The sequence below is a fragment of the Pseudomonas sp. CM25 genome, assembly GCF_013179705.1.
Taxonomy (GTDB): Bacteria; Pseudomonadota; Gammaproteobacteria; order Pseudomonadales; family Pseudomonadaceae; genus Aquipseudomonas.
This window is the reverse complement of sequence record NZ_JABMCW010000132.1, coordinates 1-14,033: the sequence shown is the minus strand read 5'-3', so window position 1 is coordinate 14,033 and position 14,033 is coordinate 1. Positions and strand designations below refer to the sequence as shown.

General features: G+C 64.7%; 18 protein-coding genes. 11 read left to right on the top strand and 7 right to left on the bottom strand.

Translation table 11 applies throughout. From position 1 onward, the window contains the following. Both HP546_RS15335 and pbpG read left to right on the top strand, forming a co-directional pair. A partial coding sequence (locus HP546_RS15335) for a polysaccharide lyase family 7 protein (protein WP_172226987.1) occupies positions 1-415 on the top strand: 415 nt, incomplete at its 5' end. Positions 416-606: 191 nt separating this feature from the next. Further along, positions 607-1,533, top strand: a complete 927-nt coding sequence (gene pbpG / locus HP546_RS15330; protein WP_172226984.1) for a D-alanyl-D-alanine endopeptidase — start codon at positions 607-609, stop codon at positions 1,531-1,533. A 105-nt stretch (positions 1,534-1,638) separates the two neighbouring features. On the opposite strand, the gene HP546_RS15325 is transcribed toward pbpG, so the two are convergent. Continuing rightward, a complete protein-coding gene (locus HP546_RS15325) occupies positions 1,639-2,085 on the bottom strand; it encodes a hypothetical protein (protein ID WP_172226981.1) in 447 nt (148 codons plus the stop codon). Between the two features lie 172 nt (positions 2,086-2,257). Between HP546_RS15325 and HP546_RS15320 the strand changes: the two genes are divergently transcribed. The 9 genes from HP546_RS15320 to HP546_RS15280 all read left to right on the top strand — a co-directional run bounded on the left by HP546_RS15320 (position 2,258) and on the right by HP546_RS15280 (position 9,801). Further along, positions 2,258-3,592, top strand: coding sequence for a lysine N(6)-hydroxylase/L-ornithine N(5)-oxygenase family protein (locus tag HP546_RS15320; RefSeq protein WP_172226978.1), 1,335 nt, complete (start codon positions 2,258-2,260; stop codon positions 3,590-3,592). A 175-nt stretch (positions 3,593-3,767) separates the two neighbouring features. Beyond that, complete coding sequence (locus tag HP546_RS15315; RefSeq protein WP_172226975.1) at positions 3,768-4,961, top strand: PepSY domain-containing protein; 1,194 nt, start codon at positions 3,768-3,770, stop codon at positions 4,959-4,961. After that, positions 4,958-5,497, top strand: coding sequence for a thiamine pyrophosphate-binding protein (locus HP546_RS15310; protein WP_172226972.1), 540 nt, complete (start codon positions 4,958-4,960; stop codon positions 5,495-5,497). Before HP546_RS15315 ends, HP546_RS15310 begins: the two co-directional genes overlap by 4 nt. Continuing rightward, a complete protein-coding gene (locus HP546_RS15305; protein ID WP_172226969.1) occupies positions 5,494-5,814 on the top strand; it encodes a hypothetical protein in 321 nt (106 codons plus the stop codon). Before HP546_RS15310 ends, HP546_RS15305 begins: the two co-directional genes overlap by 4 nt. After that, positions 5,811-6,380 carry a DUF6162 family protein gene (locus tag HP546_RS15300; protein ID WP_172226966.1) on the top strand — a complete coding sequence of 190 codons (570 nt, stop codon included), beginning with the start codon at positions 5,811-5,813 and terminating at the stop codon, positions 6,378-6,380. Before HP546_RS15305 ends, HP546_RS15300 begins: the two co-directional genes overlap by 4 nt. 16 nt (positions 6,381-6,396) lie before the next feature. Continuing rightward, the gene (locus HP546_RS15295) at positions 6,397-7,299 is read left to right on the top strand and encodes a metal ABC transporter substrate-binding protein (protein WP_172226963.1); all 903 of its coding nucleotides are present in this window, start codon (positions 6,397-6,399) and stop codon (positions 7,297-7,299) included. Next, complete coding sequence (locus HP546_RS15290) at positions 7,296-8,045, top strand: metal ABC transporter ATP-binding protein (RefSeq protein ID WP_172226960.1); 750 nt, start codon at positions 7,296-7,298, stop codon at positions 8,043-8,045. The genes HP546_RS15295 and HP546_RS15290 overlap by 4 nt, the downstream gene beginning before the upstream one ends. Beyond that, on the top strand, positions 8,042-8,941 hold the full coding sequence (locus HP546_RS15285) for a metal ABC transporter permease (RefSeq protein WP_172226957.1): 900 nt from the start codon (positions 8,042-8,044) through the stop codon (positions 8,939-8,941). The genes HP546_RS15290 and HP546_RS15285 overlap by 4 nt, the downstream gene beginning before the upstream one ends. Further along, the gene (locus HP546_RS15280) at positions 8,938-9,801 is read left to right on the top strand and encodes a metal ABC transporter solute-binding protein, Zn/Mn family (RefSeq protein ID WP_172226953.1); all 864 of its coding nucleotides are present in this window, start codon (positions 8,938-8,940) and stop codon (positions 9,799-9,801) included. The genes HP546_RS15285 and HP546_RS15280 overlap by 4 nt, the downstream gene beginning before the upstream one ends. Positions 9,802-9,848: 47 nt before the next feature. Here HP546_RS15280 and HP546_RS15275 read toward each other — a convergent pair whose 3' ends face one another. The 6 genes from HP546_RS15275 to HP546_RS15250 form a co-directional block, all read right to left on the bottom strand. Next, positions 9,849-10,931 (bottom strand): DUF1615 domain-containing protein, encoded by a 1,083-nt coding sequence (locus tag HP546_RS15275; protein ID WP_306125108.1) that lies wholly within the window; start codon positions 10,929-10,931, stop codon positions 9,849-9,851. Beyond that, positions 10,928-11,479, bottom strand: coding sequence for a hydrolase (locus tag HP546_RS15270; protein WP_172226935.1), 552 nt, complete (start codon positions 11,477-11,479; stop codon positions 10,928-10,930). Before HP546_RS15270 ends, HP546_RS15275 begins: the two co-directional genes overlap by 4 nt. Before the next feature lie 57 nt (positions 11,480-11,536). Continuing rightward, positions 11,537-12,256 (bottom strand): alpha/beta fold hydrolase, encoded by a 720-nt coding sequence (locus HP546_RS15265; RefSeq protein ID WP_172226932.1) that lies wholly within the window; start codon positions 12,254-12,256, stop codon positions 11,537-11,539. Further along, positions 12,253-12,474, bottom strand: a complete 222-nt coding sequence (locus HP546_RS15260) for an MbtH family protein (RefSeq protein ID WP_003256222.1) — start codon at positions 12,472-12,474, stop codon at positions 12,253-12,255. The genes HP546_RS15265 and HP546_RS15260 overlap by 4 nt, the downstream gene beginning before the upstream one ends. A 133-nt stretch (positions 12,475-12,607) precedes the next feature. After that, positions 12,608-13,009 carry a hypothetical protein gene (locus HP546_RS15255; protein WP_172226929.1) on the bottom strand — a complete coding sequence of 134 codons (402 nt, stop codon included), beginning with the start codon at positions 13,007-13,009 and terminating at the stop codon, positions 12,608-12,610. A gap of 84 nt (positions 13,010-13,093) precedes the next feature. After that, the gene (locus HP546_RS15250) at positions 13,094-13,978 is read right to left on the bottom strand and encodes a LysR family transcriptional regulator (protein ID WP_172226926.1); all 885 of its coding nucleotides are present in this window, start codon (positions 13,976-13,978) and stop codon (positions 13,094-13,096) included. Between the last annotated feature and the right edge of the window lie 55 nt (positions 13,979-14,033).

The following is a 14,033-nucleotide window of genomic DNA, read 5'->3' as shown; positions in this document are numbered from 1 at the left end:
CATGACGCTGACCAAGGTCAATGCAGCGCAGAAGGTGGTCATCGCCCAGATGCACGTGCGCGGGGACGACGGCCCGCCAGTGAAGGTGTTCTGGAACAAGGGCAATATCACCTTGGGGTTTCGGCGCACCTACAACCAGGCCGATCCGGTGAACTCCACGGTGCTGAAAGGCGTAGCGCTGGGGGCAGCGTTCAAGGTCAGCATCCATGTCACGGCCGCAGGTGTGGTCAACGTCACGGCCAGTTGCAACGGCGTGTCTGGCGCGTCTGGCGACCTGCAACTGGACAGCACCTGGGCGCCGCAGTTGTTCGAGTTTCATGGCGGGGTGTACAACCAGCTCGACTACACCGATACCACACCGGCTGATGACGGTTCGATCTGCATCATCAGCGAGCTCTCGCTGATGCATGCCTGAGCCCGGCAAAAGGGGCCGCTGCGCGGTCCCGATCCGGCGGGTATTTCAGGCCAGGATTAAATATCCTTCACCTTGCGCCCTTTAGTCATAAGGCATTCGACACCGTTTGGGCCATACTCCACAATGCATCGGTTTTTTGGGGGAAAACCCTTGCACAGCCAACGACATACCAACCTTTAGTGAGCCTCAACGTGAAAACATCCCTGTCCATCCTCAGCCTGCTGCTGTTGCTCACAGGTACTGCGACCCTTCCGTCGACCGCTGCTGCACAACCCCCGGCCCAGGTCCAGCGTGACCCCTCCAAGCTGCACCTTGCTTCAGGCAGCGCCTTGCTGATCGACCTGAACAGCAACCAGGAGCTGTATTCGAGCCACGCCGACCGTGTGGTGCCGATTGCCTCGGTGACCAAGCTGATGACGGCAATGGTGGTGCTGGACGCCAAGCTGCCCATGGATGAGATGCTCACCATGACCATTGCCAACAACCCGGAAATGAAAGGCGTGTATTCGCGCGTGCGGTTGGGTAGCCAACTGGACCGCCGCGAAACCTTGCTGATTACCCTGATGTCGTCGGAAAACCGCGCGGCCAATACCCTGGCCAACGCCTACCCCGGCGGCTACCCGGCGTTCATCAAGGCGATGAATGCCAAGGCTCGCAGCCTGGGCATGGCACACACCCGCTACGTCGAGCCGACCGGCCTGTCGACCCAGAACGTGTCCAGCGCCCGCGACCTGGCCAAGCTGCTGATGGCCTCGCGCAAGTACCCGATGCTTAGCGAGCTGTCGACCACCCGCGAAAAGACCGTGGCGTTCCGCAAGCCCAACTACACCCTGGGCTTCCGTAACACCGACCACCTGGTGAACAAGAGCAACTGGGACATCAAGCTGACCAAGACCGGTTTCACCAACGAAGCCGGGCACTGCCTGGTGCTGCTGACCCGCATGGACAACCGTCCGGTGGCCATGGTGATTCTTGATGCCTTCGGCAAGTACACCCACTTCGCCGATGCCAGCCGTATGCGCCAGTGGCTGGAAACCGGCAGCGCCAAGCCGGCGCCGGCAGTGGCCATGCAGTACAAGTCGGACCGCCAGAGCAAGAGCCGGCTGGCGTCCGAGTAGTTGCCCGACATGGCGCCCCTTCAGGAGCGGGTTCGAACCCGCTCTCATAGAACTGCACATAACTTACTGATTTAGCAGGGACCCTGTGGGGTGGCCAGTCAATAGCTAGGCCGTGGCGCTGACCATTCCGCCCGCGCTGCTGCCGCCTTCCTGCTGCAACAGCTCCAGCAACTGCGCGGTCGCTGCGAGGATCAGCCCGTTGAGGGTGGCAATGCTCGCCTGCTTGGCCCCTATCGCGGCCGTCTTGGCAGCCTCGTCCATCTTGCTGTTCTGCAACGCAGCCAGCTGCTTCTGTTCCTCGGCCAGCTGCTTCTGCAAATCCTTGATCAGCTGACGCAGTTCCTTCATCGACTCCGATTCGCCGCTGTCTTCACTGTCTGCAGGTTGCGCCTGGCTACCCGCCGAAACCTTCATGCTGTCGCTACTCACGCTCAACGGGCCCAGTGCCTCACCGGCCTGTCTGGCCTGCTCGCGCTCGGTGGCGGCGGTGGCGCTCAGTGCCTGCGCTGAAACGCCGTTGATCATCAGGTTGCCTGCCGTAATTCCACTCATGTCGATTCCCTGCTTCGAAGTTTGGTCCCTGCCGTAACCCCCCTATCGGCCGCGCCACGCAGTTCTTTAGCCCCCTTAAATTCCCCCGCGGGTGGCTCGTTCCAATCTGTACTTGCGCAGGAGCCGGAGCCCCGGCGGGCGTCCACATTCGACCATTCAGGGAATCGCAGCCATGAGCCAGTCTGCACAGCAGGAAACCATCAAAGATCTGATCGGCGTGGGCTTCGGCCCTTCCAACCTGGCCTTGGCCATTGCCCTGGAGGAACTCGCCGAGTCCCAGGGCCATGCCCTCGACGCGCTATTCATCGACAAACAGCAGGACTACCGCTGGCACGGCGAGACCCTGGCCACCCAGAGCGAGTTGCAGATCTCGTTCCTCAAGGACCTGGTGTCGCTGCGCAACCCCACCAGCCCGTACACGTTCGTCAATTACCTGCACCAGAAGCAGCGCCTGGCCGACTTCATCAACCTCGGCACCTTCTACCCCTGCCGCCTGGAGTACAACGACTACCTGCGCTGGGCCGCCGAGCATTTCGCTACCCAGGCGGTGTACGGCCAGGAAGTGCTGCGTATCGAACCTGAGCTGCACGGCGGCCGGGTCGAACACCTGCGCCTGGTATCGCGCGACGCACAGGGCCGCGAATACAGCCGCCGTACCCGTTCGGTGGTGGTCGGCAGCGGCGGCACGCCGAAAATTCCGGAAAAGTTCGGCGCGTTCAAGGACGACCCGCGGGTATTCCACCATTCCCAGTACCTCAGCAGCCTCAACAAGCTGCCGTGCAGCGCCGGCAAACCGATGCGCATTGCCGTGATCGGTTCTGGCCAGAGCGCCGCCGAGGCGTTCATCGACCTCAACGACAGCTACCCGTCGGTCAAGGTCGACATGATCCTGCGCGGCTCCGCCCTCAAGCCCGCTGACGACAGCCCGTTCGTCAACGAGATCTTCTCGCCGGACTACACCGACCTTGTCTACAACGAACCGGCCGACCAGCGCAGCAAGCTGCTGGGCGAATACCACAACACCAACTACTCGGTGGTCGACCTCAACCTCATCGAGCGCATCTACGGCATCCTCTACCGGCAGAAAGTCGCCCACCAGCACCGCCACAACGTGCTGTGCCGGCGCCAGGTAGAGGCGGTGGTGGCCACCCGCGACGGGCTGGAGCTGACCCTGCGCGACCTGGCCACCAGCCAGCAGCAAACCCACCGCTACGATGCGGTAATCCTGGCCACCGGCTACGAACGCCGCTCGCACCGCGACCTGCTGGCGCCGCTGGCCGGCTACCTGGACGATTTCAGCGTCGACCGCCATTACCGCGTGCTGGCCAGGCCCGACCTGCAGGCCTCGGTGTACCTGCAAGGGTTCTGCGAGAACAGCCATGGGCTGAGCGATACCCTGCTGTCGGTGCTGCCGGCGCGCGCAGCAGAAATCGGCCGGGCGCTGTACCACGACCTGGCGCAACTGCACGGCAGGCCGCAAGCCGCAGTGGCCATGACCCGCGCCTGACCCCTTCGCCAGCTACCGAAAAGCCGGCCTGACGCCTCGTGCGCAGGCCGGCTCTTGTCGTTTGAAACATTTGCTTGCATTTAAAAAGGCAGGTTTTCGATTCTCATTCGTCCTTATCAGTACAGCCCTCTTTGGTTGGGCACACGCTCGACCACCCATTGCAGAAGACCGTCTGATGGCCAAATCACCGAAAAAATCCAAATCCAGGCTGTGGTTCCTGGTCCACAGCTGGCTAGCCCTGCCGATCTGGTTCTTTGTGCTGATCGTCTGTTTTACCGGCATGCTCGCCGTGGTCAGCCAGGAAATTGTCTGGTTGGCCGACCCGGCCGTGCGTGCCAACAAGCCCGATACCGATGTCCAGCGCATGAGCTTCCAGCAGGTGCTGGAGGCTTTGAACAAGGCCGAGCCGGACATGGTGGTGGAACGGCTGAGCCAGCCGGATGGTTCGCACTTTGCAGTGAAAGCAAACGTGACCCTGCCCGACGGCACCAGCCCGACGCTTTATGTAAACCCCTACACCGGGGCCATCCAGGGCAAGACCCCGGACTTCAACTTCGAGGCTTTCACCCGCGCCCTGCACGGCTGGTGGCTGGTGCCGTTCACCAATGGCTTCAGTTGGGGCTGGTATCTGGTGTCACTGCTCGGCCTGCCCATGCTGGCTTCGCTGGTCACCGGGCTGGTGGTGTACAAGAAATTCTGGAAGGGTTTCTTCAAACCGGTGCGCACCGGCCATGGCTCGCGAATCTTCTGGGGCGACCTGCACCGCCTGGCCGGGGTCTGGTCGATCTGGTTCATTGCGGTCATTTCCATCACCGGCACCTGGTTCCTGATCCAGGCAATCCTGTTCGACAACCACATCACCATTTCCAGCCGGCCCATCGTGCCGGTGATCGCCCGTGAGGACGTACCGCAAACCGCGGACGGCAGCCCGGCACCGCGCATCGACCTGGATGAAGCGGCGCGCATTGCCGGCCTGGCCATTCCGGGGCTGGAAATCAACTTCATTTCGCTGCCAGCCACCGCCTACAGTCATGTCACCCTGGCCGGGCCGGGCTGGTACCCGCTGATGTTCCAGAGCGCCTCGGTGAACCCCTACACCCGTAATGTCGACAGCCAGTTCGAGATCAGCGACCGCTCCGCCCTGGAGTTCGTCACCGAGTCCATGCGCCCGCTGCACACCGGTGACTTCGGCGGTTTGCCGATCAAGCTGGTGTGGTTCTTCTTCGGTCTGGTCCTCACCATGATGGTGTTCAGCGGCTTGCTGATCTGGACCAGACGCACCGCCCAGGCCACCGCCGCCGCCATCAAGCGCAGCGAGCGGGCGCCGCGGGCGGCACGCAGTGAATCCACCGTGGAGATGCACCCATGAGCCAGGCCCAAGCCCTGCCCGCAAGCCCGCTGAAGCAGTTCTGGCTGAAGTGGCGGTTTCACCTGAACATTCTGCTGATCCTCATTCCGCTGGGCTTCATGCCCAAGTACTTCGCCGACGCCAGGCTGTTTCGCGGCGACGCCGGCCTGGGCGCCAACCTGATCAGCGACATCCAGGTCGGCCCCTATAGCCTGAGCCTTGCCGAACTGCGCGACGAGCCGCCACGCGCCGACGGCCCGGCCGGCAACTTCAAGTCGTTCAACGCTGCGCTGTGCAAGGCGTGCGTCAAGGACGTCAAGGCGGCCTACCTGCGCATCGGCAAACCGCGCAGCCTGCGAGCCGCCGGCACGATTTTTTTCGGCGCGCCGTACAACATGGGCACCTCGCTGCCGATCCCGCCGCGCACCAAGCCCGACGCACAGATCTGGATCACCCTGGAAGGCTGGGACGGCAGCATGCACCAGGCGTCGGTCCCGCTCGCGAAGGCATCGCCGGCCACCGTGGCCTGGCTCGAAAAACAAGGAGGCAAGAAATGAAACAGCTGCTACGCACCCTCGCCCTGCCCCTGCTGGCGCTGGCCGCCAGCCCCGCCCTGGCGCACAACCCGATGTGCGAGTGCGAAGAGCTGGCCAGCGGCCAGGTCAAATGCACCGGTGGCTTCTCGGACGGCAGCGGTGCCCCCGGGGTGACCCTGGATGTGATCGGTTACGACGAGCAAGTGCTGGTCGGCGGCAAGCTGGGCGACGATTCGACGTTGACCTTCAAGCGCCCTGACGGCGAGTTCTACGTGCTGTTCGACGCCGGCCCCGGGCACGTGGTGGAAGTCGACTACGCCGATATCCCGCAGCCATGAGCCGCGCCCAGGTGATTCGCCCGGCCGGCGCCGGGCACGAAACCCTGTATGTGCTGCTGGTCAGCCTGCTGATCGTGGTGCTCGCTGCCAGTGTGGTGCTGCTGCGCGGTGAGCGTGAGGATGAACAGGCCATTGCCAGCCACCAGATCGACGCCCGCCGCGACCTTACCGCCGCCGAGCAAGGCCTGTACACCGACCTGCGGGTAGCCTTCGACGAGATCCAGCTGCTGCGCGAAGAAACCGCCGCCACGCCCAGCGTGCCGGCCCTGGCCGAAGAGGGCCTGCCGCCGTTCGTGGTCGATGTCGGCAGCCAGAGCCGCGGCGGGCACCAGTGGTCATGGCTGGATGCCGGCGCCTACCTGGGGCGCAGCCAGGCCCCAGAGGTTGCCGGCAGCCTGCTGTTGATTCTGCCAGCCGACAGCAGCGGCCAAGCCGATGTCTGGCTGCGCCGCGACAGCGCCGCCGTGCCCCCGGACGACCTCGGCCAGGCCGCATTGATCGCCGCCGGCTGGCAACAGGTGGTCAGCCACTACGACGCCGGGGTTACCCGCGAACACCGTCACTGAACCGAAGGACTCTCCCATGTTCCGCTCCGCCCTCGCCCTGCTCGTGGCCCTTGCCCTGCCGACCCTGGTGCTGGCCGACAACGGCAAGCCGCTGCGTATCGGCATCACCCTGCACCCCTACTACAGCTACGTGAGCAACATCGTCGGCGACAAGGCCGAGGTGGTGCCGCTGATTCCGGCAGGCTTCAACCCCCACGCCTACGAGCCACGCGCCGAGGACATCAAGCGCATCGGCACGCTGGACGTGGTGGTGCTCAACGGTGTCGGCCATGACGACTTCGCCGACCGCATGATCGCCGCCAGCGAAAAGCCCGGCATCAACACGATCGAGGCCAACCAGAACGTACCCCTGCTGGCGGCCACCGGCATTGCCGCGCGTGGCGCCGGCAAGGTGGTCAACCCGCACACCTTCCTGTCGATCAGCACCACCATCGCCCAGGTCAACAACATCGCCCGCGAACTGGGCAAGCTCGACCCGGACAACGCCAAGCTGTACACGCAAAACGCCCGTGCGTATGCCAAGCGCCTGCGCGGCCTGCGGGCCGAGGCCCTGGCCAAGGTCACCGAAGCGCCAAGCGCCACGTTCCGGGTTGCCACCATCCACGCTGCCTACGACTACCTGGTACGCGACTTCGGCCTCGAGGTCACTGCAGTGGTCGAACCAGCCCACGGCATCGAACCCAGCCCGGCTCAGCTGAAAAAGACCATCGACCAGCTCAAGGCCCTGGACGTGCGGGTGATCTTCTCGGAAATGGACTTCCCGTCGGCGTACGTCGAAACCATCCAGCGTGAATCCGGCGTGCGCCTTTACCCACTGACGCACATTTCCTACGGCGAATACACCAAGGAAAAATACGAAGTGGAAATGAAGCGCAACCTCGACACCGTGGTCCGCGCCATCCAGGAGAACCGCGCATGACTGCCGCCGCCAACCTGGTAGCAGCCAGCGGGCCACGCATCGAGTTCGCCGACATCGACCTGACCCTGGGCCGCACGCGCATCCTCGAACAGGTCAGCTTCAGCGTGGCCGCCGGCAGCGTGCACGCCATCGTCGGGCCCAACGGCGGTGGCAAGAGCTCGTTGATCAAGACCCTGCTCGGGCAGATGCCCCACCAGGGCCAACTGACCCTGCACTGGCCGGGTGAACGCGAAGTGATCGGCTACGTGCCGCAGGCACTGGAGTTCGACCGTGGCCTGCCGATGACCGTCGACGATTTCATGGCTGCCATGTGTCAGCGCCGCCCGGCCTTTCTCGGCCTGTCCCGGCGCGTGCAACCGGCCATCGATGCGGCCCTGGCGCAGGTCGGTATGCTCGACAAGCGCGGGCGGCGCATGGGCGCGTTGTCTGGCGGCGAACGCCAGCGCGTGCTGCTGGCCCAGGGGCTGATCCCCGAGCCGCAGTTGCTGGTACTGGACGAGCCGATGTCGGCGCTTGATGAAGCCGGCATCCAGGTGTTCGAACAGCTGCTGCAACGCTGGCGCCAGGCTGGCACCACCGTGCTGTGGATCGAGCACGACCTGGAAGCCGTGCTGCGCCTGGCCGACCGAGTGACCGGCCTGAGCCGCAAGGTGCTGTTCGACGCCCCACCCGCTCAGGCCCTGACCCCGGAGCGCCTGCTGGGGCTGTTCTCCGTCCACCCGCGCAGCGAGAGCCTTGCATCATGAGTTTTGAAGCATTCCGCCAACTGGTCCAGGACTGGGCCACCGCCGGCTATCTGCCCGAGGCACTGGCCTATGGCTTCGTGGTCAATGCCCTGCTGGCCGGGCTGATGATCGGGCCGGTGCTGGGGGGCCTGGGCACCCTGGTGGTGGTCAAGCGCTTTGCCTTCTTCTCCGAAGCGGTGGGCCATGCCGCACTGACCGGCGTAGCCGTCGGCATTCTGCTGGGCGAGCCCTACACCGGGCCCTACGGCAGCCTGTTCGGCTATTGCCTGCTGTTCGGCATCCTGCTCAACTTCCTGCGCAACCGCACCGGGCTGTCGCCAGACACGCTGATCGGCGTGTTCCTGTCGGTGTCGCTGGCGCTGGGCGCCAGCCTGCTGCTGATGCTGGCAGGCAAGATCAACGTGCACATCCTCGAGAACGTATTGTTCGGCTCGGTGCTGACGGTCAGCGGCCAGGACCTGGTAGTGCTGGGTATCGTCGCGGTGCTGGTGCTGGCGCTGGCATTGCCGCTGTACAACCGCATCATGCTGGCCAGTTTCAACCCGCAACTGGCGGCCGTGCGCGGGGTGGCGGTAAAAACCCTGGACTACCTGTTCGTGGTGCTGGTGACCTTGGTAACCGTGGCCGCGGTGAAGGTGATCGGGGCGATCCTGGTGGGGGCGCTGCTGGTGATACCCGCCGCTGCCGCGCGCCTGGTCAGCCAGTCGCTCAAAGGGTTTTTCTTCGTCTCGGTGCTGATCGCCACGGTAAGCACCCTGTTCGGCATCCTGCTGCCGATCGTGTTCGACCTGCCGGTGCCGTCGGGCGCCGCGATCATTCTGGTCGCCGGTATCTGTTTCGCCCTGGCCGCGCTCGCCCGCGCCCTCGTCCCCCGCCTGCAAGGAAACCCGGCATGAACCTGAAACGCCTGACCCTGGCGCTGGCCCTGGCCGGCCTGCCGTCGCTGTCTTTCGCCACGCAAGTACTCACCACCCTGCCCGTCACCCACAGCCTGGCCAGCGCCCTGCTGGACGGCACGCCAGTGCAGCTAAAGCGCGCAGCGCCGGCCAACCTGCCAGCCAGCCGCCAGCCGTCCTATTTCAGCGGGCGTGGCGGGGCCAGCCTGGACAAGGCGGCGCTGCAGGCCGATGCGGTGATCGGCGTGCGCTCGATATGGCGTGACGACCCGTTGTACCCGATGGCCCGGCGCAGCAACATCCGCATTGTCGAGATCGATGCCGCACGGCCGGTAGATGGCGCACTGCCCGGCATCGCGGTGAGCGGTGACGATGCGTATGCTGCCTACCCGTGGCTCAACCCGACCAACCTCGGGCGCATGGCGGATGTGGTGGCCAACGACCTGGAGCGGCTGTCGCCGGACGACAAGCCGAAGATCCAGGTCAACCTGGCGGGGCTCAAGCGCCAGTTGCTGGAGCTTTCGGCCAATAGCCAGACCCGTCTGGCGAAGGTCGACAACCTGACGGTGGTGAGCCTGTCCGAACGCTTGGGTTACCTGGCCAGCGGCTTGAACCTGGATGTGGTCGAGCAGGCGCTGCCGGCCGAATGGGACGCTGCTGCGCTCAAGGCGCTGGGGGAAAACCTGAAGGCACAGGATGTAGCCTTGGTGCTGGACCATCGCCAGCCGGAAGCAGCGGTGGCTGAGGTGATCAAGGCGGCCGGCGCGAAGCTGTTGGTGGTGGACAGTGACCCTGAGGATGCGTTTGCCGGTTTGAAGGCCAGTGTTGACCAGGTTGTCGGGGCATTGAGCGAAAGCTGATGGTGCCTGTGCCGGCCTATTCGCGGGCCGGCACAGGCAACATGAATCTAACGCTTCAAACACCGTCTATAGCGCTCATCCACCCGCCCGGCAAACCACGCCGTGGTCAGCTTGCGGGTGATCTTCGGGCTTTTCAGTTCAATGCCCGGCAGCACCGCCCTTGGCACCGGTTTGCCTGCCGCAGCATCGGCCAGGGCAAACACCCCACTGTACAGTTTGCTGTCCTCGAAGGCCAAGCTGTCGCCCTCCTCCAGCTGGCTGCGAATCTGCGGGTGGCGCAGCCCCAACTTCACGCCCAGCTTGCGCGCCGCCAGTTCAGTGGTGCCGGGCATGATCGCTCCGGGTGCAATAAGGTCCCCGTCCAGCGCCAGCTGCACGCCGGTCGCCTTGCTCAGTGCTGCCTGAAACGCCGCATTACGGCTGGCGTACCAGCCCGCGTTGAAATCGGCAAACCGGTAGAGCTTGCGGTCATAGCTGACGGGGTAGCCCAGCAGGTGCGCGATGCCGAAATACAGGCCACCACGCCGGGAGAACACTTCCTGGCGAATGCTGCCTTCGTGGCTGTATGGGTAAGCCTGCGCATGCTGTTGCGCGAAGTCGATGCTGACCTGCATCGGCCCACCGGTGTGCACCGGGTTGAGCCCCCCGAGCAGGGTCTTGCCCAACGGCACACGGGCGATGACCTCGTCGTACAGTTCGCTTAGCTGCCTTTCGCTGCGCACCGCCTGCAAACGCTGCTGGTAGCTCTGGCCGTTGCCCGAAGGCGTTTTCAGCAAACCATCGACAAGCAGCCTGGGAATATTCAGACGCGCAGCGCGGCGGTCGATTTCCTCACGGGCGATACGCCCGAGGTTGGGCACCTGCGGGTCGGCGTTGAAGGTGGACTCCTGCTCGGTCACCGCCAGTACCGCGCACAGGTTGCTTTTGCTCGGGGCAAGGCGCTGGGCCTCGAACGCCACCTGAATGTCTCGCGCCCAGCCCTCGCGGTCCTTGGTTTGGGCAGGCAACAGCCGCAGCAATTGCCCGCGGACCTTGGCCGGGTCCGCTTCAGGGGCCTCCTCGCGACGCCCGGCGCAGCCTTGCAGCAGCGTCAGGGCGATCAAGCCGATAGCCAGTAACCGACCGTTCAGGGCTGTTCACCGACCAGGTAGGTTTTGCTGATGTGGCGGAACAGCGGGTGGCTGGCACTGCCCATCAGCTCGAACAGCACCATTTCGCGGGTCACCACTTGCGCACCTGCAGCACGCATGCGGGCCAGGCCCGCCGCTTTGCTTGCCGGGGTGCGGCTGTCGCAGGCATCCTCGACCACGAATACCTGCTTGCCCAGCGCCAGCAGGCCAAGCACGGTCTGCAGCACGCAGACGTGGGTCTCCATGCCGCAGACGATCACCTGATCACGTGCCATCAGGCTCGCCGGCAGGCACCCGGCGGCCACGCAGGAAAAATGGCTTTTCTCCACCACTTCGGCGGCCGGCGCTGCGGCCAGCAACGCCGCCAGGGTATGGCCAAGGCCTTTGGGGTACTGCTCGGAAATCACCGTCGGCAGTTCCAGCTCGGCGGTCGCCGCCAGCAACCAGCGGGCGCGCGCACGCGTGCCTTCGGCGTCGCTCATGGCGCCGATGAGTTTTTCCTGGATGTCGACGACCAGCAGCGTGGCCTTGAGTGGATCAATCAGCATTGTCAGCCCCTTGCCTGGGAAAAGCCCTAGCCTCCCCCAGGCAAGCAGTGACGTCAATCAGGCTGACAGCCGAAGCGGCTGCAGTGACGCGGTCAGCGCGTCGAGCACGTTGTCTTCATGCTCATGGATGAAGAAGTGGCCACCGGTGAACATCTGCAGCGAAAACGCGCCTTGGGTTTCCTTGCGCCAAGCCTGAAGCTGCTCGTCATTTGCCCGGTCATCGGTGCCGCCCAGCACATGCAGTGGGCACTGCAGTGCAGGCCGCTGGCGGTAGGCGTAGGTACCGCACAGCAGAAAGTCGGCGCGCAGGGTCGGCAGGGTCAGGCTCATCAGCTCGGCGTTACCCAGCACTTCCTCGGGCGTACCCTGCAGCTCGCGCAACTCACTGATGAGCTCCGCGTCGCTCTTGGGCTCGCGCCAGTTCTTGCCGTCGTAGTCTTCGCGCCGGGTCGGTGCCGCCGTGCCGCAGGCGAACAGCGCCAGCGGTGGCGGACAGCCCAGCGCCTGCAGCTCGTGGGCCAGCTCGAAGGCCAGCAGCGCGCCCAGGCTGTGACCCAGCAGCGCATAGGGGGCACTGGCCGCCAGGCGCTGTTCGCTGGCCAGTTGCCGGGCCAGCGCCTGCATGTCGGTGTGCAACGGCTCGGCCATGCGCGCACCGCGCCCGGGCAGCTCCACCGGGCGTACCTGCAGCCACGCGGGTAGCTTGCGCCGCCAGCGGCTGTAGACCATGGCGCTGGCCCCTGAATATGGCAGGCACAGCAGGGTCACCGTGGTCACTGGGCGGCGGCTTCGGCCATTTTCTGGCGCAGGCTCAGCGGGCGCATGTCGGTCCAGACCTCGTCGATGTAGGCCAGGCAGTCCTTCTTCAGGCCGCTTTTGCCCACGGCACGCCAGCCGTTGGGGATGGCCTTGTAGTCGGGCCAGATCGAGTATTGCTCTTCGTGGTTGACCACTACCTGGAACTGGATATCGTCGCGGTCGAAAACGGAAGTCATTGCCTGTCTCCTTGAGTGATGAATGCCGCTGCGCGCACTGCGCAGAGGGGCTTTCAGATAGACGTGGGAGGCAGCAGGAAAATTAAGCCGATATGACCGGTTTCGGCCGCCAAGGGCAGGCCTTGCTGGTTCGTCAGGCATCACCCAGCAGGTCATGGCTATCGAGCAGGCGGAAGGCGACCTGCGGGTTGCGTTCCAGCCCACGACGGATCGCGGCGGGGATCGCTTGCCGGGTCTTTCGGCAAAGGCCGGGCTGGTCGTCCAGTTCGATGACGATGCCGCGCATGGTCCGCACTTCGTTGAAGCCGGGGGCGATGTGGACACGGATGTCAAGGTTCTCGTACAGCCGTTGCTGCAGGCGCTGCAAATCATTCAGGTCGCTGATATTTTCCAGGCGTTCGAGCAGGCGCTTTTCCTCCTGACGCGTCAGCAGGAGAATGCGTTGGGCCGCTTGCGGGTGATCGACCAGATGTTCACGGCCGCAATTGCAGGCACCCGGTGGGCAGGGTTGGCGCAGAGAGGGAGGTGTGCTCATGGAGCAAGCATAGCCTGAACACGTCGCGCCGCGATGGTTGCAAAGCCCGTCCGCAGTGGCTTTATCCGCCGCCGGGCATGCAGTTCAAAGCTGCACCAGGCGCTCGCGCAGAAAATTCACAAAGCCCTGCACCGGCCGCGCCACCTGGCGGTGCTGCGGATACACCGCCGACAGCTGCAACGCCGGCGGCGTCCACGCGTCCAGCACGCGCAGCAGCCGCCCATCTGCCAACGCCTGGCCAACGATGAACGTCGGCAGATACGTTACCCCCATCCCGGCAATCGCGGCATCGCGCAACAACTCGCCATTGTTCGCCCGCATGCGCCCGGTCACCTGGATCGCCTGCACCTTGCCGCCCTGGCGGAACTGCCACTGCACCTGCCGCGCATGGCCATAGGGCAGGCAGGCATGTCCGGCCAGCTCATCCGGCGCGGCGGGCACGCCCTGGGCCTGCAGGTAGGCCGGGCTCGCACAGTACACTCGCTCGACACCGGCAATGCGCCGCGCGATCAGGCTGGAGTCCTCCAGCGCGCCAATGCGCAGCGCCAGGTCGTATCCCTCACCGATCAGGTCGACGGCGCGGTCACTCAGGTCTACCTCCACATCCACCTGCGGATGCAACTGCAGGAACTCGGTCATCAGGCAGCCCAGGTGCGCCATGGCAAACGACAGCGGTGCGCTGAGGCGCAACGTGCCGCGCAAAGCCTGGGCCTGGCCGCTGATGTCGTGCTCCACCTGCTGCACCTCGCCCAGCAGGCGCAGGGCTGACTGATAGTAGTGCTGGCCCAGCGGCGTGGCGTCCAGCCGCCGGGTAGAGCGGTTGAGCAGGCGTACACCCAGGCGCTCTTCGAGTTGCATCAGGCGCCGGCTGACCGATTGCTTGGACATGCCCAGGCGGTCGGCCGCAGCGGTGAAACTGCCGGCCTCCATGACCTGAGCAAAGATGCGCATATCTTCGTAAGGGTTCATTGTCTCGCTCATGGTGACAGTCAAACGCTTAATAGCCGCTTTTTCCCGCAAGTGC